Here is a 22315-nt window from a genome sequence, read left to right as displayed (position 1 = left end):
AGCATGGCTGACCGCCGTTCGCCGGTCGTGCTTTGGGTTCCCTCGCCGAAATGCTAGAAGGCAGGCCAAATGACCCTCGCAAAGCCGGCATTTCCCGCGCCCGACCACGATCACGGCCGCTGCACTGCGGACGCGCTGGCGCATGCCGAGGAGGTCTGCGAGCAGCGCGCGCAGAAATTCACGCCGATTCGCCGCCAAGTGCTCGGGGCGCTGCTCTCCAGCCACCGGCCGCTCGGCGCCTATGAGGTGATCGACGAACTCGCCAAGTCGATGCCGCGGCCGGCGCCGATCACGGTCTACCGTGCTCTCGATTTCTTGATGGCGAACGGCCTCGTGCACCGCATCGAAAGCCGCAACGCTTATCTCGCCTGCGCCGCCCACGACCACGATGCGACCTCGGCGGTGGCTTTCCTGATCTGCGAGCGCTGCGGCCTGGTCGGCGAGATCCCGTCAGCGTCCTTCGCCAAGGATATCAACGCCGCCGCGCGCAGCTCAGGCTTCGCCCCCAAATTGTCCGTGGTGGAGATCACGGGCGTCTGCACTCATTGTCAGAAAACTGCATAAAGCAACAACGGCGCCAAGCCGGTATTCGGGAAGAAATGTCCTCACCTCAAGCCATACCGTCCGCCGGGCGCCCCCTCAGTGCCGGCGCCATCGCCCTGATGCTGATGCTGTGCCTGACCTGGGGTTTCAACCAGATCGCGGTGAAGCTGGTGCTGCCGGACATCCCGCCGATGCTCCAGGCGATGATCCGCTCGATGGGCGCGCTGCCGGTGCTGTTCATCATCGGCACGCTGCGTGGCGTCAAATTCTTCGAGAAGGACGGGACCTGGAAGCCCGGCCTGATCGCCGGGCTGATGTTCGGCATCGAGTTCGTGCTGATCTTCCAGGGCCTGCGCCTCACGCCGGCGTCCCGGGCCGTGGTGTTTCTTTACACCGCGCCGTTCTTCGTCGCGCTCGGCTCCTACCAGGTGCTCGGCGAACGGCTCGGCGGCACGCAATGGCTGGGACTCGCGGTGAGCTTTGCCGGCGTCGCGCTCGCCATCGGCGTGCCCCAGCCGGATGTCGATGCCAAGGTGCTGCTCGGCGACCTCATGATCGTCGGCGGTGCCGCGCTGTGGGCGGCAACCACCCTGGTCGCCAAGGGCACGCGGCTGCGCTTCGCCGCGCCGGAGAAGGCGCTGGGCTACCAGGTTGCAACCTCGATCCCGATCCTGGGCCTGGCGGCCTGGCTGTTCGGCGAATCCATCACCCACACGCCGGCGCCGCTGTCCCTCGCCCTGATGGCTTTCCAGGCGATCTGGGTGGTGGGAACCACGTTCACGCTTTGGTTCGCGCTGGTGAAGGCCTATTCGGCCAGCAAATTGTCTGCTTTTACCTTCATCACCCCTTTGTTTGGCGTGGTGGGTAGCTATTTCATCATGCACGACACCTTGAGCCTGACGTTCGGGGCCGCCGCGGTCCTTGTAATTGCTGGGCTTTTTCTGGTTAACCGTCCCAGCCAAACGGCTGCGGCGCCGCGCGATGCATTGCTGAACGTCACCAAAACCTGATATTTGGACCCCATGAACAAGCTCGAGAACACCATCGATTCAGACATCGCGGGCCCGGCGCCCCGGCACCGGACCACCCAGGTCAAGGTCGGAGACGTCGCCGTAGGCGGCGGGGCGCCGATCGTCGTGCAGTCGATGACCAACACCGACACCGCCGATATCGACGGCACCATCGCCCAGGTCGCAGCGCTCGCGCGCGCCGGCTCCGAAATGGTCCGCATCACCGTGGACCGCGAGGAGGCCGCAGCCGCCGTCCCGCACATCCGTGACGGCCTCGCCAAACGCGGCATCACCACGCCCTTGATCGGCGACTTCCATTATATCGGCCACAAGCTGCTCGCAGCCTATCCGGCCTGCGCCGAGGCGCTCGCCAAGTACCGCATCAATCCCGGCAATGTCGGCTTCAAGGACAAGCGCGACACCCAGTTCGCCGACATCATCGAGATCGCGAACAAGAACGGCAAGCCGGTCCGCATCGGCGCCAATTGGGGCTCGCTCGACCAGGAGCTGCTGACCAAGCTGATGGACGAGAACGCCGCCTCCGCCAATCCGCGCGACGTGCGCGCGGTGACGCGCGAGGCCATGGTGCAGTCGGCGCTGCTCTCGGCCGCGCGTGCCGAAGAGCTCGGCATGCCGAAGGACCGCATCATCCTATCCGCAAAGGTCTCGGCGGTGCAGGACCTCATCGCGGTCTACCAGGACCTCGCGTCGCGCTCCGACTACGCCATCCATCTCGGTCTCACCGAGGCCGGCATGGGCTCGAAGGGCATCGTCGCCTCCTCGGCCGCGCTCGGCATCCTGCTGCAGCAGGGCATCGGCGACACCATCCGCATTTCGCTGACGCCGGAGCCCGGCGGCGACCGCACCCGTGAGGTGCAGGTCGGCCAGGAGCTCTTGCAGACCATGGGCTTCCGCACCTTCGTGCCGCTGGTTGCGGCGTGCCCCGGCTGCGGCCGCACGACCTCGACCACGTTCCAGGAGCTGGCGCGCTCGATCCAGGATTTCATCCGCGACGAGATGCCGGCCTGGAAGACGAAATATCCGGGTGTGGAAGAGCTCAACGTCGCGGTGATGGGCTGCATCGTCAACGGCCCCGGCGAATCCAAGCACGCCAATATCGGCATCTCCTTGCCCGGCACCGGCGAAGCGCCGGCCGCGCCTGTTTTCGTCGACGGCAAGAAGTTCCGCACGCTGCGCGGCCCGACCATCTCCGCCGACTTCAAGGCACTGGTGATCGACTACATCGACCAGCGCTACGGCCAGGGCGCGAAGGTGCCGGTGACTGCGGCGGAGTAGGCGTCCCCAAACATTGGAATCGTAAGGCGGGTTCGCGAAGCGTAACCCGCCTTATTTTTTTGCGCGACCGTAGCCCGGATGGAGCGCAGCGAAATCCGGGGCCCTGCCGAACGCGGGGCGACCGTTCCCGGATTGCGCTTCGCTCCATCCGGGCTACGATGTCTTCAATCAAAACGATCGGGAGACACGCCATGAGCTCACTCGCCGGCAAGCAGGGCCCGCGCTACCGTCACATGGCCGAAGACGGCGCGCCTTACGAAACGATCGCGGTCGAAAAGCTCACACCGATCATCGGCGCCGAAATATCCGGCGTCGACATCGGCAAGCTCGTCGATGGCGATGGCCGTTCCAACCGGCAGATGGATGAGGTTCACCGCGCGCTCGCGGAAAACCTCGTCATCTTCTTCCGCGACCAGCACATCACGCCACAGCAGCATCTCGCCTTCGGCCGCAAGTTCGGCGAGCTGCATTTCCATCCCGCCGCGCCGCACGAGGACGAAGACCCAGCGCTGATGAAGATCTACGCCGACAAGAACTCGCCGCGCGCCAATGGCGAAGGCTGGCACTCCGACGTGTCCTGCGACCTCGAGCCGCCGATGGGCTCGATCCTCTACATCAAGCAGTGTCCGCCACGCGGCGGCGACACGCTGTTCGCCAACATGTATGCGGCCTATGAGGCGCTGTCGGATCGGATGAAGGCCTATCTCGACGGTCTGACCGCGCTGCATGACGGCGAGCCGATCTATCGCGGTCTCTATGCCAATTATGGCGTCGCCGATCGTCCGTCCTATCCGAACGCGGAGCATCCGGTGGTGCGCACGCATCCGGTCACGGCTAGGAAGGCGCTCTACGTCAACCGCGGCTTCACCCGCCACATCAACGGCATCCCGCGCGACGAGAGCGACGCGATGCTCGCCTATCTCTACCAGCACGCCGAGAACCCGCTGTTCCAGTGCCGCTTCCGCTGGACCGAGAACGCCATCGCCTTCTGGGACAACCGCTGCACCCAGCACCGCGCGATGTGGGACTACTGGCCGCACACGCGCTCGGGTACCCGCGTGACGGTGAAGGGGGAGCGGCCGGTGTAGGCGCCGCTTCTTGCGTTGACGTCCTCCCCCTCCCGCGCCAATCTTCCCAAAAAAACAAATCGGGAGGATCCGCAATGCTCCGCGCCGAGGATAACAAATTCCTGACCGAGGCCGGTCCGGGAACGGGCATGGGCGAGCTGTTGCGCCGCTTCTGGATTCCCGTCCTGCTGTCCGAAGAACTGCCCGAGCCCGACAGCGAGCCCAAAAAGATCGTCGTGCTCGGCGAGGAGCTGCTCGCCTTCCGCGATTCGCGCGGCGTTGTCGGTGTCATCGATCAATACTGTCCGCATCGCGGCGCCAATCTGTGGCTGGGGCGTAACGAGGAATGCGGCATTCGCTGCGTCTATCACGGCTGGAAGTTCGATACCGATGGTCGCTGCTTGGACATGCCGACCTCCTATCCCGATCTCAACGCCAAGGATCTCATCCGCATCAAGTCCTATCCGGCGCGCGAATGGGGCGAGATGATCTGGGCCTATATGGGCCCGGCGGACGCCATGCCCGAGCTGCCCGATCTCGAAATGGCGCTGCTGCCGGCCTCGCATCGTTACGTCAGCAAGAAATGGCAGGACTGCAACTGGGTGCAGGCGCTGGAGGGTTCGATCGACACCGCGCATTTCACCTTCGCCCATCTCTCCTTCGACAAGGAAGAGGACGAGATTCTGGACATCAAGAAGCACTTTGTGAATCCGCTTGTCCGCGTCAGCACCGATCACATGCGCTGGATCGCCGAGGATCCGCGCCCGGTGATCAAGGTTAGTCCGCACGAGGCGGGGCTGACGATCGCCGGTGGCCGGCTCACCGGCAGCGACAACATCTATTGGCGGATCGCGCAGTTCCTGATGCCGTTCCACGCCTACGCGCCGAGCGCGATGCCGGGTGAGAACATCTTCGGCCAGACCTTCGTGCCCGTCACCGACACCAATTGCTGGATCTACACCTATGCCTGGAATCCCGTGCGGCCGCTGACGCAAGCCGAACGCGACGCGTTCGATCGCGGCAACGGCGTGATCGCGGAGGTCGACGACAATTACGTGCCGTTGCGCCACAAGGGAAACGATTACCTGATCGACCGCAAGCTCCAGAAGACCAGGAGCTACACCGGCATCAAGGGCGTCTCCGAGCAGGACGCCGCCGTGCAGGACAGCCAGGGCCCGATCGCCGACCGTACCCGGGAGCATCTCGGCCCGACCGATCTCGGCATCATGCATTTCCGGAAAGTCGTGATGGAGCTGGCGCGCGCGCTTCAGCAGGGCGAGCCGCCGCCGCAGGCCGCACACCAGGATCGCTACGCGGTGCGCTCCGGCGCCTGCGTCGCCAGCAAGGCCAAGGACCTGCCGGCGGTGATGCTGGAACGTTTTGGCGACGCCGCAGGCTTCGTCGGCCGTCCCAAGGTCGCGGCAGCGGAGTAGCGCTTGGGGCAGTTGCGCAGCATCATCGCTGGATTGGTCGCGTCGACCCTGCTGTCGTCGCTGGCCCCCGTTGAGCGCGGACATGCCGCTGCCGCGCGAACAATGGCGAAGCCCGGGCCCAAGTTCAGGCCGAAGCCGCCGGCGCCATCGGCCAGATGTGAAATGCCGAAATTCCGGATCGTCGTGGATGTCGGGCACACCCCGGACTCCTACGGCGCGCTGAGCGCGCGCAATGATCCGGAGTTCGGCTTCAATTTCCGGCTCGGACGACTGATCACGGCGAAACTCAGGGACCAGGGCTTTGCCGCAACCCGCCTGCTCGTCACGGACGGCAAGGCGCGGCCGAGTCTGTTCAAGCGCGTCAGTGCCGCGAATGACGGTCGGGCCGATCTCCTGCTGTCGATCCATCACGACTCGGTGCCGGACAAGCTGCTCGAGACCTGGGAATTCGACGGCGCGATGAGTTATTTCAGCGATCGGTTTTCAGGCCATTCGCTGTTCGTATCCGAACGCAATTCGCACTTCACCACCAGCCTGTTGCTGGCCCGGATGATCGGCCGGCAGTTGAAAGAGCAGGGCCTGCACTATGCCAGCCAATACACATTGCCGGTGATGGGCCGCTATCGGCGCCAATTGCTCGACAAGGATCTCGGTGTCTACCGTTATGACGGGCTCGTCGTGCTGTCGCGAACGAACAGCGCCGCGGTGCTGCTCGAAGCCGGCTCGATCATCAACCGCGACGAGGAGATGGCGATGAACTCCCTGGAGCGGCAGGAGCTGATCGCGGGAGCCGTCGCGGCGGCAATGGGGGAGTTTTGCGGGAGGCGGTAGTTTGCGCAGCCGGTTCAGTAAGCGTCATTGCGAGCGTAATAACGAGGTGATGACGCTGACCAATCGCTCCGCCGTCGTCCCGGCGAACGCCGGGACCCATAACCCCAGGGAGCAGTTGTGGCGCGATGCCGATAACCACGAGTCTTCGTCAAACCACTGCCTGTGGTTATGGGGGCCCGGATCTGCGCTTCGCTTGTCCGGGACGACAGTGTGCCTACAGCGGCACGCCCCGATACTCCCGGTTCGCCAAACTCGCCTCCTCCAGATCCAGATCGCGCTCGATCCGGCGCCGCGTCTCGTCGGTGATCTGGCCGTCGCGCAGGAGGTCGTGGATGAATTTGCGTTCGGCGACGATCAGCTGGCGAGTCAGCGCGGTGCCGGCGGCGGAGACGTCGTGGTGCGCGGGATCGAGGGAATCGGGAAGCTGGTTGGCGCGGATCTCGTGGCGGGCGCGCAGAAGCCTCATCACTTCATCCGAGACCTCCTTTCCCTCGGCCAGAGCGTCGAGCGACTTCAGCGCGGCGTCGAGCGCTTGGCGCCGCGCCGTGATCTCCGCCTCATGCTCGGCGACATGCTCGTTGCGGCCGGCTTCAGCGACGCCGAGCCAGCGCACCACCGGCGGCAGCGTCAGTCCGACGCCGATCAGCGTGACGAAGATGACGCCGAAGGCGACGAACAGGATCAGGTCGCGATACGGAAAGGCCTCGCCGCCCGGCAGCGTGAACGGCAGCGCCAGCGCCGCCGCCAGCGACACCGCGCCGCGCACGCCGGTGAAGGCGAGCACGAACGGCCATTGCCATGGCGGCGACGGGTCGCGCTTGCGCAATGATTTGGAGAAGATCCGCGGCAGATAGGTCGCGGGATAGAGCCAGGCGAAGCGCGCGGTCACAATGATCGTCAGCACGACGGCGGTCGCGATGAGGATGTCGTCGAGCGGGAACGCCTTCGATTTCTCGTAGAGCGCGCGCATCTGGAAGCCGGTGAGCAGGAACAGCAAGCCCTCGATCAGATAGATGATGAGGTCCCAGAAGAAGATGCCTTGCAGGCGCGTCGCCGAGGAGATCAGCAGCGGGCCGTTCCAGCTCACATAGAGCCCGCAGGCGACGGTGGCGATCACGCCGGAGCCGCCGACATGCTCGGGCAGCCAGTAGGAGACGTAAGGCGTGATCAGCGACAGCGTGAGCTCGACCTGCTGATCCTTCGCCCATTTGCGGAAGCGCAGCGAGAGCCAGCCGACGCCGATGCCGAAGGCGATCTCGCCGGCGACGATGAGGGCAAACTCGCCGGCCGCCAGCGGCAGCGATAAATGGCCGACCATGATGGCGGCGAGCGCAAAGCGGTAGAGGATCAGTGCGGTGGCGTCATTCGCGAGCCCTTCGCCTTCGAGTATGACCAGGAGGCGGCGCGGTATGTTGAGCCGTCGCGCGATCGCGAGCGGCGCCACCACGTCGGGCGGCGCGACGATGGCCCCGAGCAGGAAGCCGATGGTCCATGGCAGGCCGATCAAATAATGCGTGGCGGCCGCCACCATCGCCGCGGTGAAGATCACCGCGCCGACCGCGAGCAGCACAATTGGGCGCAGATTGTTCCGGAACTCGCGCCAGCTCATGGCGACGCTCGCCGAGTAGATCAGCGGCGGCAGCACCATCAGCAGCACCAGCTCCGGCGGCAGTTCCACCGGTGGCATGCCCGGCACGAAGGCGAGGCCGACGCCGGACAGCATCAGCAAGATCGCAGGCGCGATGTTGAAACGGCGGGCGACGAGCGCGGTGCCAGCCAGCACGGCGAGCAGGATGAGGAAGGTCTGGAATTTCGCTGCGATCATGGCCTGTCTTCGCCCGGAAGCGGCCAAGAGGTCAATGCGGCGGCCTTACGCCAGGCGCCCTGCCACCATGCGTCCGATGCGCGCGAACGCGGCCTCGATCTGCGGGCCAGTCGGCGAGCCGCCCTGGGTGTAGGCCGCGATCAGGATCGGCGTGTCCGGCTTGGCCCAGGCGACTGCGATATCGCCCGATGCGTCCTTGCCGTTGTTGCCGGTCTTGTCGCCGATGGTCCAGCTTGCAGGCAGGCCACCGCGCAGCCGGTTCGCGCCGGTCTTGCAGCCCACCATCCATTCGGTGAGCTGGGCACGTGACGCCGGCGACAGCGCTTCGCCCGTCACCAGCCGCCGCAGATTGCCGGCCATCGCTGCCGGCGTCGTGGTGTCGTGGGGATCGCCGGGCGCGGAGCGATTGACCTCAGGCTCGTTGTGGTCGATCCGTGAGGTGGTGTCACCAAGCGATCGCCAGAACGCGGTGAGGGCGGCCGGCCCGCCGATCCGCGCCAGCAGCAGATTGGCGCAGGTGTTGTCGCTGAGCTCGACGATCGCCTTGCACATCTCGGCGACCGACATCTTGCCGGCCGCGAGATTTTGCTTGGCAACAGGCGCATAGCTCAGCAGGTCGGCCTGGCCGTAAGGGATCGTGGCCGCGAGTTGCTCCTGGCCGCGGTCGACCCGCGCCAGCACGCAGGCCGCAAGTGAGGCCTTGAACGTCGAGCACATGACGAACCGCTCGTCGGCGCGCCAGGCGATCTTCGCGCCGGTCGCAAGGTTCTCCGCATAGAGCCCGATCCGTCCGCCGCTTTCGCGCTCATAGGCCTCGAGCTCAGGCGGCGCGGCGGCGGCAAGCGCGGGAGAAGCGGCCATCCAGCACAGCGAGGCGAGCAGGGAGCGGCGGTCGAGATGCATGGGGGACCTATGGACGAGATGGAATAAGGGGGAAGGGAATGTCGCGCGGGATGTTCCCACGTCGTCATTGCGAGCCAACAGGTCCGCGCGCAGCGCGGCCCCGTTGGCTCGCAATTACGGAGGATGGGAAGCGAGTGCACCCGATTTCGGGTAGCGGAAGGTCGAGATCTCACTCCCTCAGGTCATACCGGTACGATTTCGATACGATCTGCCAGCCGTCGGCGAGCTTCATCGCCACCAGGTAGTCGGTGAAGAACCGTGGCGGCAGCTGGCACCGGACCTTGATGAAGGCGGTCTTGTCGTCCGAACGGTCGATGGTGACGATGAAATCCTCGCGCGGCTTGCCTTCGGCCTTGCCGGAGGGACGCTTGCGCACGCGGTCGAGCCAATCCGGCACGGTCAGTACCTGTAATTCACCCTTCTCGACCCAGCGCAGATCGGCGGAGGGATGGAAGATGGCGCCGAGTTTGTCGGCGTCGCCCTCGTAGAGCCCGTCAAAATAGCTTTGCACGACGGCTTCGACGCTCGACCGATTCTGGCTCATGGGTCATCCCTTTGAATGATGGCTCGGGGGAATTTAGTCGTACGCATCAAAATGCGCTATGGGTGTGTCAGCCATTTGCGCGCAGGCGTTGCCATGACCGGATCAGAAAACTCGAACGCTCGTATTCTCACCGGCGAATGCTATTGCCGCGCCGTGCGCTACGAGGTAGCGGACCAATTCTCTTACGCAATGAACTGCCATTGTTCGAACTGCCGTCGCACCACCGGCTCCGCTTTCAAGCCGTTCGCCGGCATTCCGCAAGAGAAGCTCCGCATCGTCCGGGGTGACGACCAGCGGATCATTTTCGGGGACGACACCACCCATGACGCCCACTGCGCCCGTTGCGGCTCGCTGCTTTATTCCCGGGTGCGCGACGGAAAATGGGTCCATGTCGCCATGGGAACCCTGGTCGATGCCCCCTCGATCCGGCCGAGCGCCCATATTTTCGTCGGCTCGAAGGCGCCCTGGCATGAGATTACGGACGATCTGCCGCAATATCGGGGGCACGTCGGGGATGGATGAGGGAACCCAACCTACGCCTCAGCGAACCGGGACGGCGCTTGCGCGGCAAACCAGAGGGGGCATTCGGTCTGTCGTCGGCGCCGCCTTGGTGACCACCATCACGAGCACCGGCGCTGGAGCTTGCTAGAACGATCCCAAAGGGCTCGAATGGTCCTGAACTTTCGGAAGTCGTGTCATGCGCAATTTGCTCAGACTTTGCCCGCTTCTCCTCGCCCTCGCGCTGCTGTTCGGCGCCGAACCTGCTTTTGCCGGAAAGCGCGTGGCGCTGGTGCTGGCCAATTCGGCCTATCAGCATGCGCCGTCACTCACCAACCCTGTCAATGACGGTTCGGTGATGGCGAAGACGCTGAAGGATGCCGGTTTCGACACTGTCGATTACCGGCACGATTTGTCGGCCCTGGATACGCGGCGCGCGCTGCGCGACTTCGCGGACGCGACCCGCGATGCCGACATCGCCGTGGTCTATTATGCCGGTCACGGCATCGAGGTCGAAGGCTCCAACTATCTGATCCCCGTTGACGCCAGGCTCCAGCGCGATACCGACGTCTACGACGAAGCACTCTCGCTCGACCGCGTCCTGGTCGCCGTCGAACCCGCCAAGCTGCTCCGCCTGGTGATCCTGGATGCCTGCCGCGACAACCCGTTCGGCAAGACCATGAAGCGCACAGTGGCCTCGCGCGGCATCGGCCGGGGCCTCGCCAAGGTCGAGCCGACCAGCCCCAACACGCTGATTGCCTATTCGGCCAAGGCTGGCTTCACGGCGCAGGACGGCGACGGCGCCAATAGCCCCTTTACGGTTGCGCTGTCTAAGCACCTGACGACGCCGGGCCTCGATGTCCGCCGTGCCTTCGGCTTCGTGCGCGACGACGTGCTCAAGTCGACCGGCAACAAGCAGGAGCCGTTCGTCTATGGCTCGCTCGGCGGCGACGATGTCCCGCTGGTGCCGGTCAAGGTGGTGGCTGCAGCGGCGCCTGTGGCGAACCCGCAGGCTGACATCCGCCGCGACTACGAGCTCGCGCTCCAGGTCGGCAACAGGGCGGCATGGGATGCCTTCCTCGCCCAGCATCCCGACGGCTTCTATTCCAGTCTCGCCAAGCTCCAGCTCGAGAAGATCGGTGCCGAGCAGGCTCATGCGGCGGCGATCGAGAAGGCCAAGCAGGCCGAGGCCGAGCGCGATCGTCTTGCCGCCCTCGGTGCGCAGAAGGATGCGCAGGCCAAGGCTGCGGCCGACGCGAAGGCCGCCGAGCAGGCGCAGCTTGCCGCCCAGAAGGCGAAGGAGCAGGCGCAGCAGCAGGCGGCCGCCGCCGAGCAGCAGCGCGTCAACCTTGCCGCCACGGCCCCGGCCGCTGCGCCGGCCAGCACGGCGAGCCCGGCCGGCACCAACGTCGCGTCACTGACGCCCGCGACTGCGCCGGCCGATCTCAGCCGCTCGGTGCAGACCGAGCTCGGCCGCGTCGGCTGCTTCTCCGGGCAGGCCGACGGCAATTGGAATAACTCCTCGCAGCGGTCGCTGTCGCAGTTCAATCGCTATGCCGGCACCAAGCTGGACGTGAAGGTGGCGAGCACCGATGCGCTCGATGCGGTCAAGTCAAAACCGTCGCGCGTCTGCCCGCTGGTCTGCGAGCACGGTTTCAAGGCCGACGGCGACAAATGCAGCAAGATCGTCTGTCGTGACGGCTATGCGGTCAACGACGACAACGAGTGCGAGAAGCAGCGTGCCGCCAAGCCCGCAACGGCCAAGCCGACGACGGCCAAGCGCGACGACGGCGATGAGCGTCCCGCACGGCAGGGTCGTCAGTCCGGCGGCGCGGCTGCTGGTGCGGCGGGCGGCTATGGTGCCGCTGCGGCGGCCGGCGCGGGTCGCGCCTCGAGCGGCGGCGGTCGGATTTTTTGCAACGATCTCCTCTGCCGGCCGGTCAGGCCCGGCTGCCGCCTCGTATATCGCGGTGGCGGCGGCCCTCACGTCGATGCCAATGCCGAGGTCTGCAACTGAGAAGGCTACTGCTTCCCGACATCGTCCTGGCGGAGCCGGGACAATGTCGGGGGATCACGTCGCAATCGCGCTTGCCGCGATGTTCACCGTCAGCGCCAGCAATGCCGTGTTGTAGATGAAGGACACGATGCCGTGCGCCGTCGCCGTGCGGCGGATGGTCTTGTCGGTGATGCCGACGTCGGAGACCTGCGCGGTCATGCCGATCACGAAGGAGAAATAGACGAAGTCCCAATAGTCGGCGTGGTCTTCCTTGTCGCCGCTGGGGAACTGCAACCCGCCCGGCGGGTGCCGGTAATAGTCGTGGGCGTAATGCAGCGCGAAGGTGGTGTGCACGGCGGCCCATGACAGCGCGATGGTGGTGATCGCGATCGTCAGCTCTGCGGCGCCGCGATGGGCGCCGAGCTCGGCGACGATCGCCGCGATGCTCGCGAACGCGCCGATCGCCGTCACCAGCAGGATCACGAAGCGGCCGTCGTCCTGCATCGCTGCGTTGCGGCGGATGTGCTGGTGGTCGTTGTTCAGCATCATCACGTAGACCAGCACCAGATAGACCGCGATCAGCGCATCCCAGCCGAGCACGAGCCGCGTCGCCAGCCGCAGGGTGCCGGGCAGCAACAGAAACACCAGAATGCCGAAGCCGAGTGAAATGAATGTTCGCGGCCGCGCGTAAATCACGCGCATCGGCCGCGACATTTTTTGGAAGCGCGCGAGGACGGGATCGTCTTTGTCGATGCCCGTCATCGCAGGGTCAGTTCTTGCGCTCGGCGACAAACCGCGCGGCGGCTTGCAGCACGGCGGCGCGATCGCCGAAGATCGAGACTGCGCTGTCGGCCCGCGCGAGCAGGTCGCGCACGCGCTGCTTGGCGCCTTCGATGCCGAGCTGGGTGACGAAGGTGGTCTTGCCCATCGCTGCGTCCTGGCCCGAGGGCTTGCCGAGCGCGGCCGCATCGCCTTCGACGTCGAGCAGATCGTCGGCGATCTGGAAGGCCTCGCCGAGCGCGCGGCCGTAGTCGTCGAGCGCCTGATATTCCTTTTGCGTGGCCTGGCCGAGGAGCGCGCCGGCGATGCAGCCGTAGCGCAGCAGCGCGCCGGTCTTCATCTGCTGGATGCGCGCGACATCGATCGGCTCGTTGCCGCCAAAGCGGCCTTCGCCGGCGAGGTCGAGGATCTGGCCGCCGACCATGCCGCCGATGCCGGCGCAGCGCGCCAGCGCGCGCGTCAAGAGCAGCCGCACATTGGCGTCACGATGGATCTCGTCGCGGGTAATGATGTCGAAAGCGAGCGTGAGCAGGCCGTCGCCGGCGAGGATCGCGGTCGCGTCGTCGGTCTTCTTGTGCAGGGTGGGACGGCCCCGGCGCAGGTCCGAATTGTCCATCGCGGGCAGGTCGTCATGGATCAGCGAATAGCAGTGGATGCATTCGAGCGCCGCACCGGCGAGCAGCGCCGCCTCGCGCGGCACGCCGAACACGGCCGCGCTTTCGACCACCAGGAACGGCCGCAGGCGCTTGCCGCCGTTCAGGCTCGAATAGCGCATTGCGTCCATCAGTCGCTTGGGACGGGCGATTTCATCGGGCAGGATGTCGTCCGCCAGGAGGCGCCCGAGCAGGGCCTCGGTGTCATCAGCGGTCTTGTCCAGACGTTTGGCGAAATCGGACGGGGACGTGCCGGTCATCAAGAAGGGCTCCAGAACTAAAATTCGGCGGGACAATCCTTTATGAGCCCGCCTCAGTCAATCGTTTGGAAGGCCTAAAAAGTGCTGGAAAAGACCCGAATTATCACAGACTTAATGGCTGGGCCCGTGGCCGCGTTTCATTTTGCGCCGGAAAGGTCGATTTGCGCATCGTTAAAATCCTGCTGCTAGCGCTCGCGGTCGTAGTTCTCGCGCCCTATGTGATCGCGCCGTTCTACCGCGCCGGCCATCCCGTTTCGACGCTGATGGCCTGGCGAAGCTTGCGGGGCGCGCCGATGCAGCGGGAATGGATCGATCTCGCGGCGATGTCGCCTTACCTGCCGCGCTCGGTGGTGGCGGCCGAAGACGCTCATTTCTGCAAGCATCACGGCATCGACTGGGGCGCGCTGCGTGAAGCGATCGACGACGCGAAGGAGGACGGTACGCCGTTCCGGGGCGCCTCCACCATCACCCAGCAGGTGGCGAAGAACCTGTTCCTCTGGCAGGGGCGGGACTTCATCCGCAAGGCGCTGGAATTCCCGCTGGCGTTGTGGATCGATTTCGTCCTGCCCAAGCCGCGGATCCTGGAAATTTACCTCAACATCGCCGAGCTCGGTCCGCAGGGTCAGTTTGGGGTGGAGACGGCCAGCGCCTATGCCTTCGGCAAATCGGCCGCCAGCCTCTCCCCCCGGGAGGCGGCACTTCTGGCCTCGATCCTGCCGAATCCGGTCAAACGCAGCGCCAGGAACCCTGGGCCGGGTGTCCGGCGGCTGGCCGGGACCTATGTGGCAAGGGCGCAGGCAACGACGCTTGCGACCTGTTGGCGGGAAAATCGCTGATTTCGGGCCCTTTTCGGGCGCATTTTCCGGCCCAAGAGCCTAGCTTTGCGGCCAGCCTTCCTCTATAAGCGCGGCCTTGATCGGCATTCAGCTCGCCTCGTATTGCGGGTGCTGAGCCGTCCCTCGCGGACGATGCCCTGATAACACCAATCCCTAGAGGATATTGAAATGGCCGTTCCGAGAAGAAAAACCTCGCCGTCGCGCCGTGGCATGCGCCGCTCGGCAGACGCCATCAAGAAGCCGACCTACGTGGAAGACAAGGACACCGGCGAGCTCCGTCGTCCGCACCATCTCGACCTCAAGACCGGCATGTACAAGGGCCGGCAGGTCCTGAAGAAGAAAGAGTCCTGAGGTCAGGACTTTTTCTTCAGGCGGGACGATTTGACCTGCCTGATTTCGGCCACCCCATGAGATATGACGGTGACGGCGGCGGAGCGAATGCTTCGCCGCTGCGTTGTTCTGTCCGGATATCTTGATCGAGAAGGCATTTTGCCGATGGTCGGTTTCCCGCTGCTTCTGATTCCGCTCGCGGTCTACAACATTATCGCCTTCCTGATGCCCAGCGTGTCCTTCTCGGACGTGCTGTTCAAGGTGCCGATGATCACGGGCGAGACCTGGCCGGTCACGCTCTCCGATCTCCTGCTCGCGCTTGGCGTGGTGCTGCTGCTGCTCGAAGTGGTCAAGGGCGCGAGGCCCGGCGCGAAATTCCTGATGGATCACTTGCTGTCGCTGATCCTGTTCGGCGCCGCCGCGGCCGAATTCGTGATGTGGCCCAAATTCGGCAACTCCACCTATTTCCTGCTGGTGCTGCTAGCGATGGCCGATTTCCTCGGCGGCATCGCCCAGCGCACGCGCCGCCGCGTCACCTATGTCGCCGAGACGACGGTGCCGGCGCCGCGCAAGGCCAAGCGCCAGGCCGAGGCGCCGCCGGAGGACGTTGCGTCCGAGCCCAAGTTCGAGCCGGTCTCGGTACCGCAGGCAGCCCCGGTGCCGCCCGCGCCCTCCGCGCAATCGGTCGCCGAATCCGTGCTGATGGACCATCCGGCGCCGAAGCCGGTGCAAGGCACGTCCTCGCCGGAAATCCCCTCGCCGCATTTGCAGCCGGGCAACGGCAACGGCACGCCGTCTTCGCCTGAAGCGCCGCGCTGATCGATCTCAAGCCACCTGCCGCGTGCGCGCGCTGACGCTTCCGAGCGGGCGCTTGCTGCCATAGGCCATCCGCGCATCTTCGGAGGAGGCACGGCGCAGCCGGCTGGCCTGGGGCAAATGCTCGGCATTGGCGATGAGCTGGGTGACGAAGCTCGGATCGGGGCGAGGCATCGGCGCCTTGTTAACCCACTGTAACGTCGGCAGCAGCGGCACCAGGGCCGAGCCTGTGCCGTAGTCCGCCAAGTCCGATCGATCGGTACTCAACATCGCAATCACCGTTGATCCGGCGAAGATTGTCGCGTTTCGGGACGCGGGCGCCGGTGCGAGTGATGTACTCGCAAGGCCTATGCCGGCCGGGCCGGTTTGGTTCCGCACCGCTCCGAAACATGGTTTCCAAATTGTTTATCAACTTTGCCTAGGGTTGGGGGCGAATCTGGCTCTATCCTGTGCCGGCACAGGACTCCCCGCTGTCCCGAAACGAGGCGATATTGACCCCCGCATTGCCGCAAGCCTCCGACATCCTGGCCGCGCTCGGCCAGGCCGTGTTCGCCTGGGACATCGCCAGCGACGTCATCGTCTGGGGTGAGCAGCTCAGTGCCGTCTTCCCCGGCATCCCCGCCAAGCGGCTCGCGACCGGCGCCGAATTCGCCAAGCTGATCGAGCCCGCGCCGTCGCTGCGGACCGCCGCGCTGGCGCAGACATCCGCCGTGCACGGCGCCGACGGCACGCCCTACCGGCTCGAATACGGCGTGCGCATGAGCGCCTCCGATCCCGTGGTCTGGGTCGAGGAGACCGGCCGCTGGTTCGCCGGCCCCGACGGCCGCCCGGTCCGCGCGATCGGCTCCGTCCGCATCAACAATGAGCGCCACGCCCGCGACGAGGAATTGACCAGGCTGGCCCGGCTCGATCCGCTGACCGGCGAGCTCAACCGCTCCCACCTGATCGCGGCGCTGGCCGAGGCGATCGAGGAGACGACCCGCTTCCGCTCGACCGCGGCCTTCATGCTGGTCGGCATCGATCATCTCGCCCGCGTCAACGACGCCTTCGGCTTCGACGTTGCGGACGCCGTGATCCTCGACGTCGGCAAACGCATTCGCGCGCGGCTGCGCGGCGGCGACGTGCTCGGGCGCTTCTCCGGCAACAAGTTCGGCCTGATCCTGAAGAACTGCACCATCGACGACATGAACGTCGCAGCCGAGCGTTTCCTCGCCGGTATCCGCGACGAGGTGGTGCCGACGAAATCCGGTCCGGTCTCGGTCACCGCCTCGATCGGCGCGGTCAGCGTGCCGCGCTATGCCCGCAATACGGACGAGGCGGTCAACCGTGCCCATGAGACGCTGGACGCGGCAAAGCGCCGGCGCTCCGGCTCGTTCGCGGCGTGGCGTCCGGATGCCACGCGCGACGCGCAGCGCCGCGTCAACATCCGCGTCACCGACGAGATCGTCACCGCACTGAACGAGCGCCGCATCAAGCTCGCCTATGAGCCGGTGGTCTCGGCCGTCTCGCGCGAGCGCGCGTTCCACGAATGCCTGGTGCGGATGGACCAGGGCGACGGCCAGGTGCTACTCGCGCCCGACATCGTGCCGGTCGCCGAGCGGCTCGGCCTCATCCGCCTCGTCGATCACCGCGTGCTCGAACTCGTGGTCGCCGAGCTCGCGGCCGCGCCCGATGTCAGTCTCAGCCTCAACATCTCGCCCGACACCACCATGGATCCGGACTGGTGGGCGGGAATCGAGTCGCTGATGCTGGCCCATCCCGGCGTCGCCGAGCGGCTGATCGTCGAGATCACCGAGACGGTCGCGATCCAGGACATCGACGATGTCCGCGGCTTCGTCACCCGGCTGAAGAATTTCGGCAGCCGCATCGCCATCGACGATTTCGGCGCCGGCTACACCTCGTTCCGCAATTTGCGCAAGCTCGGCGTCGATATCGTCAAGATCGATGGCGCCTTCGTGCAGAACATCACCCGTTCCGCCGACGATCGCGCCTTCGTGCAGACCCTGATCGACCTCGCCCGCCGCCTCGACATCAAGACGGTCGCCGAATGGGTGCAGGACGACGAGGCCGCAAACATGCTGCGCGACTGGGGCTGCGACTACATCCAGGGCCGTCTCATCGGGCTGGCGTCAGCCGAGCGCCCGTGGGGCGCGCCCAGCGTGCTGCCTGCGGCGGGCTGAGACATCGTAGGTATCGTAGGGTGGGCGAAGCGGCTTGTCCGCCGTAGCTCGAAGAGCGAAGGCGGAGGCGCGCCCACCTTTTCCCTTGCATTCGGGGCGCGATGGTGGGCACGGCGCAATGCGCCTTTGCCCACGATTGTTCTCGTGGTCTCGACTCTCCCCTCCGTCATTGCGAGCGCAGCGAAGCAATCCAGAAACTTTCCGCGGCGGCAGTCTGGATTGCTTCGCTGCACTCGCAATGACAATGTGGCAGCTACGCCACGCAGATACCCGGCACCGCGACCTTCTGAAACAGATGCGGGCTCGCGACGGCGGATGCGGGGTAGACCGCAATCTTGGTGCGGAATTCCGGGTGCGTGAACGCAGCGCGGAAATGTGCGTTGGATTCCCAAATTGCGTAATTCAGATAGGTCGGGCTGTCGCCGATTGCGCGGTGAAGCTGGGTGGAGATGAAACCGGGCTGGCGCTTCATGAAGGCGGCGTCGTCCTGCCACGTCTTGAGGAAGCTCTGCTCATCCTGGGCGTCGAGCGTGAACACGTTCACGAGCACCACGGGACCGGTTTCGAGCGCGATTTGACGGTCGATCGGGAAGGCAGGGTCGAGGGGGCGCATTTGAGGCATAACATTGCTCCGGTCAATTTGGTATCATCATGTCAATTCGACAGTCTGGGACATAGCTAATTGACATGATGATGTCAATACGGAATAGTAGTGCCAAATGAACAAGACCAAGCGGACCCCGGCGGGCGAAGCCCTGACCGGCCTCATCCTCGACCTGTTCCGTGCCAACAGCCTGCTTCTGACCGCCGGCGATCGGCTGGTGACGTCGCTTGGCCTCACCAGTGCGCGCTGGCAGATCCTGGGGGCGATCGCCGACGCCGAGCGCCCGGAGCCGGTCGCCTGGCTCGCCCGCAATCTCGGCGCCAATCGCCAGAACGTGCAGCGCATCGTCAACGACCTCGAGCGCGATGGTCTCGTTGTGTTCGAGGTCAACCCGCATCATCGCCGGGCGCAGCTTGTGGTGCTCACTGAAAAGGGCAGGCAGGTCTACGATGCGGCCGGCCGCCTGCAGGTCCCGTGGGTCAACGGCCTGTCGGATGGGCTGTCAGTGAAGGAGGTCGAGACGGCCCATCGCGTGCTCAACGCTCTGCGTGATCGACTCGAAGGAACCGGCGAGGATTGATCACGCCCCCTCATCCAGCGCCACCAGCTCGCGCTTCTTGCGGAGCGCGGGCAGCAGCGGCGCGACCAGCAGCGCCAGTGCCAGCGCAAGACACGCCGCCGAGATCGGCCGCTGCACGAAGGTCCAGAGATCGCCCTGCGACAGGATCAGCGACTTGCGCAGATTGTTCTCCAGCATCGGTCCGAGCACGAAGGCGAGCACCAGCGGCGCCGGCTCGTAGCCGAGCTTGCGCATGAAATAGCCGATGATCCCGAACGCGATCATCACATAGACGTCGAACACGTTGTTGCTGGAGCAGTACACGCCCAGGATCGTGAACAGGATGATGAGGGGGAAGAGGATGTTGTAGGGCAGCTTCAGGAGCTGCACCCACATGCCGATCATCGGCAAATTGAGGATCAGCAGCATCACGTTGCCGATATACATGCTGGCGACGATGCCCCAGAACAGGCCGGGGTTTTGCGTGATCAGCAGCGGCCCCGGCTGCAGGCCGTGAATGACGAAGGCCCCTAACAGCAGCGCCATCACCACGTTCGGCGGGATGCCCAGCGTCATCAACGGGATGAACGCGCCGCCGGCCGCCGCATTGTTGGCGGACTCCGGGCCCGCGACACCCTCGATCGCGCCATGGCCAAACCGCTCCGGCGTTTTCGACAGCCGCTTCTCCAGCGCATAGGACGCAAACGAGGCCACCACCGCGCCGCCGCCCGGCAGGATGCCGAGCAGGAAGCCCAGCAGCGTGCCGCGCGCGACGGGGCCGGCGCTGGCCTGCCAATCGGCCTTGTTAGGCAACAGCTGCGTGATTTTGGCGTTGATGATGTCGCGCTTGATCGCCTGCTCGGTGTTGAGCAGCACCTCGGCGACGCCGAACAGGCCCATCACCACGGGCACGAGTCCGATGCCGTCGATCAGCTCCATGCGGCCAAAGGTCAGTCGCGGCTGCGCCGTGATGCTGTCGAGCCCGATCAGCCCGAGCACGACGCCGATGCAGGCCATCAGCAGCGCCTTCGGCATCGAGCCCTGGGTGAGGAAGGTGAGCACCACGAGGCCGAGCACCATCAGGCTGAAATATTCGGCCGGGCCGAACGCGATCGCGATGCTGGCAAGCCTCGGCGCCACCAGCATCAGCGCCACCAGCGCAAACGTGCCGGCAATGAAGGAGCCGAAAGCGGAGATGCCGAGCGCGGGGCCGGCGCGGCCCTGCTTGGCCATCTGGTGGCCGTCGATGCAGGTGACGACGGAGGCCGCCTCGCCGGGGATGTTGACCAGGATCGAGGTGGTCGAGCCGCCATACATCGAGCCGTAATAGATGCCGGCCATCATGATGATGCCGGATTCCGGCGTGCCCGACAGCGTCACGGGCAGCAGCAGCGACATCGCCGAGATCGGCCCGATGCCCGGCAGGACGCCGACCAGCGTGCCGATGAAGACGCCGATGAAGCAATAGAGCAGGTTGATCGGCAGCAGTGCGACGCCGAACCCATGCGCGACGTTGACGAGCGTATCCATGCGATCAGCCGATCCCGAACAGGCCGGAGGGCAGCTGGATCAAGAGCAGGCGATTGAGCACCCACCACATGCCTGATGGCACCAGCACGGCGATCGGGATCGCGAGCGTCCAGCGCACGGGGTCGATCAGCCGCAACATCAGCAGCATCAAGGGGGCCGACGACAGCAGAAATCCCAGCGGCTCCAGCGCGAAGGAGAACGCGGCGAGGCAGGCGATGACGAGAAGCGGCTTGCTCCAGCGCACATTTTCCCAGCGCGAGGCCAGCGTCGGCCCGCCCTCGGTGACGGCCGAGACGATGATGAAGGTCGCGAACACGCACATCAGGATGCCGGTGTAGAACAGCACGTAGCCGGAGCCGGGATCGTTGATGGTGCCGAGCTTGAGCCTCAGGCCCTGCCAGATCACGAAGCCGCCGAGCCCGAGCCCGATCAGCCCGCCCCAGAGTTCGGAGTTGGAGAGGCGGAGTTTGACGTTGCTGTCATTGTCCATCTGAAGCGCCTTTTAGATCACCGTCACCCTGAGGTGGCCGCTTCTTCAGCGGCCCTCGAAGGGCGACGGTGCCCGTGTCCATCCTTCGAGGCGAGCCGCAAGGGTGGCTCGCACCTCAGGATGACGTCAGAATTTGCAGTAACCCAAATTGTTCTTCGCTATTCTACTTCTTCGCAAGCCCGAGCGTGTCGATGACCTTACGTTCGGACTCCGTGACCTCGACGACGAACTTCCTGTAGTCCTCGGTGTTCTTGTAGTTCGGCACCATGTCGTATTTGGCGAGCGTGGCGATCACGGCGGGATCTTCGACCGCTTTCTTGAAGGCGTCGTGCAGCTTGGCGACGATCTTGGGGTCCATGCCCTTCGGGCCGGCGATGCCGAACGGCGAATCGTAGACCATGGGATAGCCGAGCTCCTTCAGCGTCGGCACGTCGGGATAGTTCGGCGATCGCGCGCCGGTCCACACCATCAGAAGCTTCAGCTTGCCGGCGTCCACCAACGGCCGCCATCCGGTGGAATCGGCCTGAAGCATGGTGTGTTGCCCCAGCACCGCGGCGTTGGTCTCGGCGCCGCCCTTGAACGGCACCTGCGTGAGCTTGATGCCGGACATCGCCGCGATCTGCTCCATGCCGATATGGAGCGAGGTTCCTGTGCCCGGTGTCGCATAGGTCACCTTGCCCGGATTCGCCTTCGCGAACTCGACCACGTCCTTCCAACTCTTGAACTGCGACTCCGCGTTGGTGGTGACGCCGAAGGTGTAGCCGGTGAGGTGAATGATATAGGTGAAGTCCTTTGCCGGATCCCACGACACCTCCTGCATCAAGGGCAGGCGGAAGACGGTGATCGGGATCTGCGAGATGGTGTAGCCGTCCGGCTTCGCGGCCGCCGCCATGGTCGCAGGGCCCACCGTGCCGCCGCCGCCGGCCTTGTTGTCGATCACGATCGGCTGCCCCAGCACTTTCGAGGCGCTGTCGGCGATCGCGCGCATCGAGATGTCGGTCGAGCCGCCGGCCGGCCATGGCACGATCAGCGTGACCGGCTTGCTCGGATAGTCCTGCGCGCCGGCCGCGGTCGCGAGCAGCGCTCCCACGGCAACATGTATGGCGGCAAATACAGCCGTCCTCAGCCCGAACCGCGACATCGGATACCTCCCTCGCAGCGGCCTCGTTCGGGCCGCCGTCGCTCTTTGTTATGACGGGATTGTCCCCGAAATCACGAGAGAAGAAAAGCGCATTGCGCGGACCGTGCGCAGCGGTCGACGCGGCTATCCCGCCGGAAACGGCATGTGCGACAATTGGCCGTTTGGGGGCGTGCCGAGACACGGAATTTGA

The 22315-nt window shown here is 65.3% G+C and carries 23 protein-coding genes; 13 read left to right on the top strand and 10 right to left on the bottom strand.

Features of this window, described 5'->3' with window-relative positions; genetic code table 11:
• Positions 1-69: 69 nt before the first annotated feature.
• The 6 genes from XI08_RS45430 to XI08_RS45405 all read left to right on the top strand — a co-directional run bounded on the left by XI08_RS45430 (position 70) and on the right by XI08_RS45405 (position 6180).
• The gene (locus XI08_RS45430; RefSeq protein ID WP_271579425.1) at positions 70-564 is read left to right on the top strand and encodes a Fur family transcriptional regulator; all 495 of its coding nucleotides are present in this window, start codon (positions 70-72) and stop codon (positions 562-564) included.
• 35 nt (positions 565-599) lie between these two features.
• The gene (locus XI08_RS45425) at positions 600-1553 is read left to right on the top strand and encodes a DMT family transporter (RefSeq protein ID WP_011083757.1); all 954 of its coding nucleotides are present in this window, start codon (positions 600-602) and stop codon (positions 1551-1553) included.
• A 12-nt stretch (positions 1554-1565) separates the two neighbouring features.
• Entirely contained in the window at positions 1566-2849 is a 1284-nt protein-coding gene (gene ispG, locus XI08_RS45420; protein ID WP_271579424.1) for a flavodoxin-dependent (E)-4-hydroxy-3-methylbut-2-enyl-diphosphate synthase, read from the top strand.
• Positions 2850-3040: 191 nt separating this feature from the next.
• Positions 3041-3937: a TauD/TfdA dioxygenase family protein gene (locus XI08_RS45415; RefSeq protein WP_027542166.1), complete on the top strand. Its 897-nt coding sequence runs from the start codon at positions 3041-3043 to the stop codon at positions 3935-3937.
• 74 nt (positions 3938-4011) lie between these two features.
• Positions 4012-5349 (top strand): Rieske 2Fe-2S domain-containing protein, encoded by a 1338-nt coding sequence (locus XI08_RS45410; protein WP_271579423.1) that lies wholly within the window; start codon positions 4012-4014, stop codon positions 5347-5349.
• 3 nt (positions 5350-5352) lie between these two features.
• On the top strand, positions 5353-6180 hold the full coding sequence (locus XI08_RS45405) for an N-acetylmuramoyl-L-alanine amidase (RefSeq protein WP_271579422.1): 828 nt from the start codon (positions 5353-5355) through the stop codon (positions 6178-6180).
• A gap of 214 nt (positions 6181-6394) precedes the next feature.
• Here XI08_RS45405 and XI08_RS45400 read toward each other — a convergent pair whose 3' ends face one another.
• From XI08_RS45400 to XI08_RS45390, 3 genes are all read right to left on the bottom strand, one after another.
• Complete coding sequence (locus tag XI08_RS45400) at positions 6395-8005, bottom strand: Na+/H+ antiporter (RefSeq protein WP_271579421.1); 1611 nt, start codon at positions 8003-8005, stop codon at positions 6395-6397.
• Between the two features lie 45 nt (positions 8006-8050).
• The gene (bla, locus tag XI08_RS45395) at positions 8051-8908 is read right to left on the bottom strand and encodes a class A beta-lactamase (RefSeq protein WP_271579420.1); all 858 of its coding nucleotides are present in this window, start codon (positions 8906-8908) and stop codon (positions 8051-8053) included.
• 169 nt (positions 8909-9077) lie between these two features.
• On the bottom strand, positions 9078-9452 hold the full coding sequence (locus XI08_RS45390; protein ID WP_027542171.1) for a nuclear transport factor 2 family protein: 375 nt from the start codon (positions 9450-9452) through the stop codon (positions 9078-9080).
• A gap of 93 nt (positions 9453-9545) precedes the next feature.
• Here XI08_RS45390 and XI08_RS45385 point away from each other — a divergent pair, with 93 nt between their 5' ends.
• Both XI08_RS45385 and XI08_RS45380 read left to right on the top strand, forming a co-directional pair.
• Entirely contained in the window at positions 9546-9974 is a 429-nt protein-coding gene (locus tag XI08_RS45385) for a GFA family protein (RefSeq protein ID WP_271579419.1), read from the top strand.
• A gap of 175 nt (positions 9975-10149) precedes the next feature.
• Positions 10150-11967 carry a caspase family protein gene (locus tag XI08_RS45380; RefSeq protein WP_271579418.1) on the top strand — a complete coding sequence of 606 codons (1818 nt, stop codon included), beginning with the start codon at positions 10150-10152 and terminating at the stop codon, positions 11965-11967.
• Between the two features lie 54 nt (positions 11968-12021).
• On the opposite strand, the gene XI08_RS45375 is transcribed toward XI08_RS45380, so the two are convergent.
• Positions 12022-12708 carry a DUF1345 domain-containing protein gene (locus XI08_RS45375; RefSeq protein WP_135175037.1) on the bottom strand — a complete coding sequence of 229 codons (687 nt, stop codon included), beginning with the start codon at positions 12706-12708 and terminating at the stop codon, positions 12022-12024.
• A gap of 7 nt (positions 12709-12715) precedes the next feature.
• The gene (locus XI08_RS45370) at positions 12716-13639 is read right to left on the bottom strand and encodes a polyprenyl synthetase family protein (protein WP_027542175.1); all 924 of its coding nucleotides are present in this window, start codon (positions 13637-13639) and stop codon (positions 12716-12718) included.
• Between the two features lie 161 nt (positions 13640-13800).
• Between XI08_RS45370 and mtgA the strand changes: the two genes are divergently transcribed.
• The 3 genes from mtgA (at position 13801) to XI08_RS45355 (ending at position 15624) form a co-directional block, all read left to right on the top strand.
• Entirely contained in the window at positions 13801-14475 is a 675-nt protein-coding gene (gene mtgA / locus XI08_RS45365; RefSeq protein WP_271579417.1) for a monofunctional biosynthetic peptidoglycan transglycosylase, read from the top strand.
• 168 nt (positions 14476-14643) lie between these two features.
• A complete protein-coding gene (rpmF, locus tag XI08_RS45360) occupies positions 14644-14826 on the top strand; it encodes a 50S ribosomal protein L32 (protein WP_271579416.1) in 183 nt (60 codons plus the stop codon).
• Between the two features lie 144 nt (positions 14827-14970).
• A complete protein-coding gene (locus XI08_RS45355; RefSeq protein WP_271579415.1) occupies positions 14971-15624 on the top strand; it encodes a hypothetical protein in 654 nt (217 codons plus the stop codon).
• 6 nt (positions 15625-15630) lie between these two features.
• Here XI08_RS45355 and XI08_RS45350 read toward each other — a convergent pair whose 3' ends face one another.
• On the bottom strand, positions 15631-15891 hold the full coding sequence (locus XI08_RS45350) for a hypothetical protein (RefSeq protein WP_027542178.1): 261 nt from the start codon (positions 15889-15891) through the stop codon (positions 15631-15633).
• A 221-nt stretch (positions 15892-16112) separates the two neighbouring features.
• Here XI08_RS45350 and XI08_RS45345 point away from each other — a divergent pair, with 221 nt between their 5' ends.
• On the top strand, positions 16113-17801 hold the full coding sequence (locus XI08_RS45345; RefSeq protein ID WP_271579414.1) for a bifunctional diguanylate cyclase/phosphodiesterase: 1689 nt from the start codon (positions 16113-16115) through the stop codon (positions 17799-17801).
• 253 nt (positions 17802-18054) lie between these two features.
• Here the strand turns inward: XI08_RS45345 and XI08_RS45340 are convergent, their stop codons facing one another.
• On the bottom strand, positions 18055-18423 hold the full coding sequence (locus XI08_RS45340; RefSeq protein WP_271579413.1) for an antibiotic biosynthesis monooxygenase family protein: 369 nt from the start codon (positions 18421-18423) through the stop codon (positions 18055-18057).
• 97 nt (positions 18424-18520) lie between these two features.
• Between XI08_RS45340 and XI08_RS45335 the strand changes: the two genes are divergently transcribed.
• On the top strand, positions 18521-18985 hold the full coding sequence (locus XI08_RS45335; protein ID WP_271579412.1) for a MarR family winged helix-turn-helix transcriptional regulator: 465 nt from the start codon (positions 18521-18523) through the stop codon (positions 18983-18985).
• On the opposite strand, the gene XI08_RS45330 is transcribed toward XI08_RS45335, so the two are convergent.
• The 3 genes from XI08_RS45330 to XI08_RS45320 form a co-directional block, all read right to left on the bottom strand.
• Positions 18986-20494 (bottom strand): tripartite tricarboxylate transporter permease, encoded by a 1509-nt coding sequence (locus XI08_RS45330; RefSeq protein WP_271579411.1) that lies wholly within the window; start codon positions 20492-20494, stop codon positions 18986-18988. It lies immediately after the preceding gene.
• A gap of 4 nt (positions 20495-20498) precedes the next feature.
• Complete coding sequence (locus XI08_RS45325; RefSeq protein WP_271579410.1) at positions 20499-20984, bottom strand: tripartite tricarboxylate transporter TctB family protein; 486 nt, start codon at positions 20982-20984, stop codon at positions 20499-20501.
• Between the two features lie 163 nt (positions 20985-21147).
• The gene (locus XI08_RS45320) at positions 21148-22125 is read right to left on the bottom strand and encodes a tripartite tricarboxylate transporter substrate binding protein (protein WP_271579409.1); all 978 of its coding nucleotides are present in this window, start codon (positions 22123-22125) and stop codon (positions 21148-21150) included.
• Positions 22126-22315: the final 190 nt, after the last annotated feature.

It is taken from the genome of Bradyrhizobium sp. CCBAU 11361 (genome assembly GCF_028128935.1).
GTDB lineage: Bacteria > Pseudomonadota > Alphaproteobacteria > Rhizobiales > Xanthobacteraceae > Bradyrhizobium > Bradyrhizobium niftali.
Note: the sequence above shows the minus strand (reverse complement) of the source record. Positions and strands in the feature narration are given on the sequence as shown.

Coding starts and splice junctions, on each gene's coding strand:
- XI08_RS45430 (WP_271579425.1), top strand. CDS start 70: ATGACCCTCGCAAAGCCGGCATTTCCCGCGCCCGACCACGATCACGGC.
- XI08_RS45425 (WP_011083757.1), top strand. CDS start 600: ATGTCCTCACCTCAAGCCATACCGTCCGCCGGGCGCCCCCTCAGTGCC.
- ispG (WP_271579424.1), top strand. CDS start 1,566: ATGAACAAGCTCGAGAACACCATCGATTCAGACATCGCGGGCCCGGCG.
- XI08_RS45415 (WP_027542166.1), top strand. CDS start 3,041: ATGAGCTCACTCGCCGGCAAGCAGGGCCCGCGCTACCGTCACATGGCC.
- XI08_RS45410 (WP_271579423.1), top strand. CDS start 4,012: ATGCTCCGCGCCGAGGATAACAAATTCCTGACCGAGGCCGGTCCGGGA.
- XI08_RS45400 (WP_271579421.1), bottom strand. CDS start 8,005: ATGATCGCAGCGAAATTCCAGACCTTCCTCATCCTGCTCGCCGTGCTG.
- bla (WP_271579420.1), bottom strand. CDS start 8,908: ATGCATCTCGACCGCCGCTCCCTGCTCGCCTCGCTGTGCTGGATGGCC.
- XI08_RS45390 (WP_027542171.1), bottom strand. CDS start 9,452: ATGAGCCAGAATCGGTCGAGCGTCGAAGCCGTCGTGCAAAGCTATTTT.
- XI08_RS45385 (WP_271579419.1), top strand. CDS start 9,546: ATGACCGGATCAGAAAACTCGAACGCTCGTATTCTCACCGGCGAATGC.
- XI08_RS45380 (WP_271579418.1), top strand. CDS start 10,150: ATGCGCAATTTGCTCAGACTTTGCCCGCTTCTCCTCGCCCTCGCGCTG.
- XI08_RS45375 (WP_135175037.1), bottom strand. CDS start 12,708: ATGACGGGCATCGACAAAGACGATCCCGTCCTCGCGCGCTTCCAAAAA.
- XI08_RS45370 (WP_027542175.1), bottom strand. CDS start 13,639: ATGACCGGCACGTCCCCGTCCGATTTCGCCAAACGTCTGGACAAGACC.
- rpmF (WP_271579416.1), top strand. CDS start 14,644: ATGGCCGTTCCGAGAAGAAAAACCTCGCCGTCGCGCCGTGGCATGCGC.
- XI08_RS45355 (WP_271579415.1), top strand. CDS start 14,971: ATGGTCGGTTTCCCGCTGCTTCTGATTCCGCTCGCGGTCTACAACATT.
- XI08_RS45350 (WP_027542178.1), bottom strand. CDS start 15,891: ATGTTGAGTACCGATCGATCGGACTTGGCGGACTACGGCACAGGCTCG.
- XI08_RS45340 (WP_271579413.1), bottom strand. CDS start 18,423: ATGCCTCAAATGCGCCCCCTCGACCCTGCCTTCCCGATCGACCGTCAA.
- XI08_RS45335 (WP_271579412.1), top strand. CDS start 18,521: ATGAACAAGACCAAGCGGACCCCGGCGGGCGAAGCCCTGACCGGCCTC.
- XI08_RS45330 (WP_271579411.1), bottom strand. CDS start 20,494: ATGGATACGCTCGTCAACGTCGCGCATGGGTTCGGCGTCGCACTGCTG.
- XI08_RS45325 (WP_271579410.1), bottom strand. CDS start 20,984: ATGGACAATGACAGCAACGTCAAACTCCGCCTCTCCAACTCCGAACTC.
- XI08_RS45320 (WP_271579409.1), bottom strand. CDS start 22,125: ATGTCGCGGTTCGGGCTGAGGACGGCTGTATTTGCCGCCATACATGTT.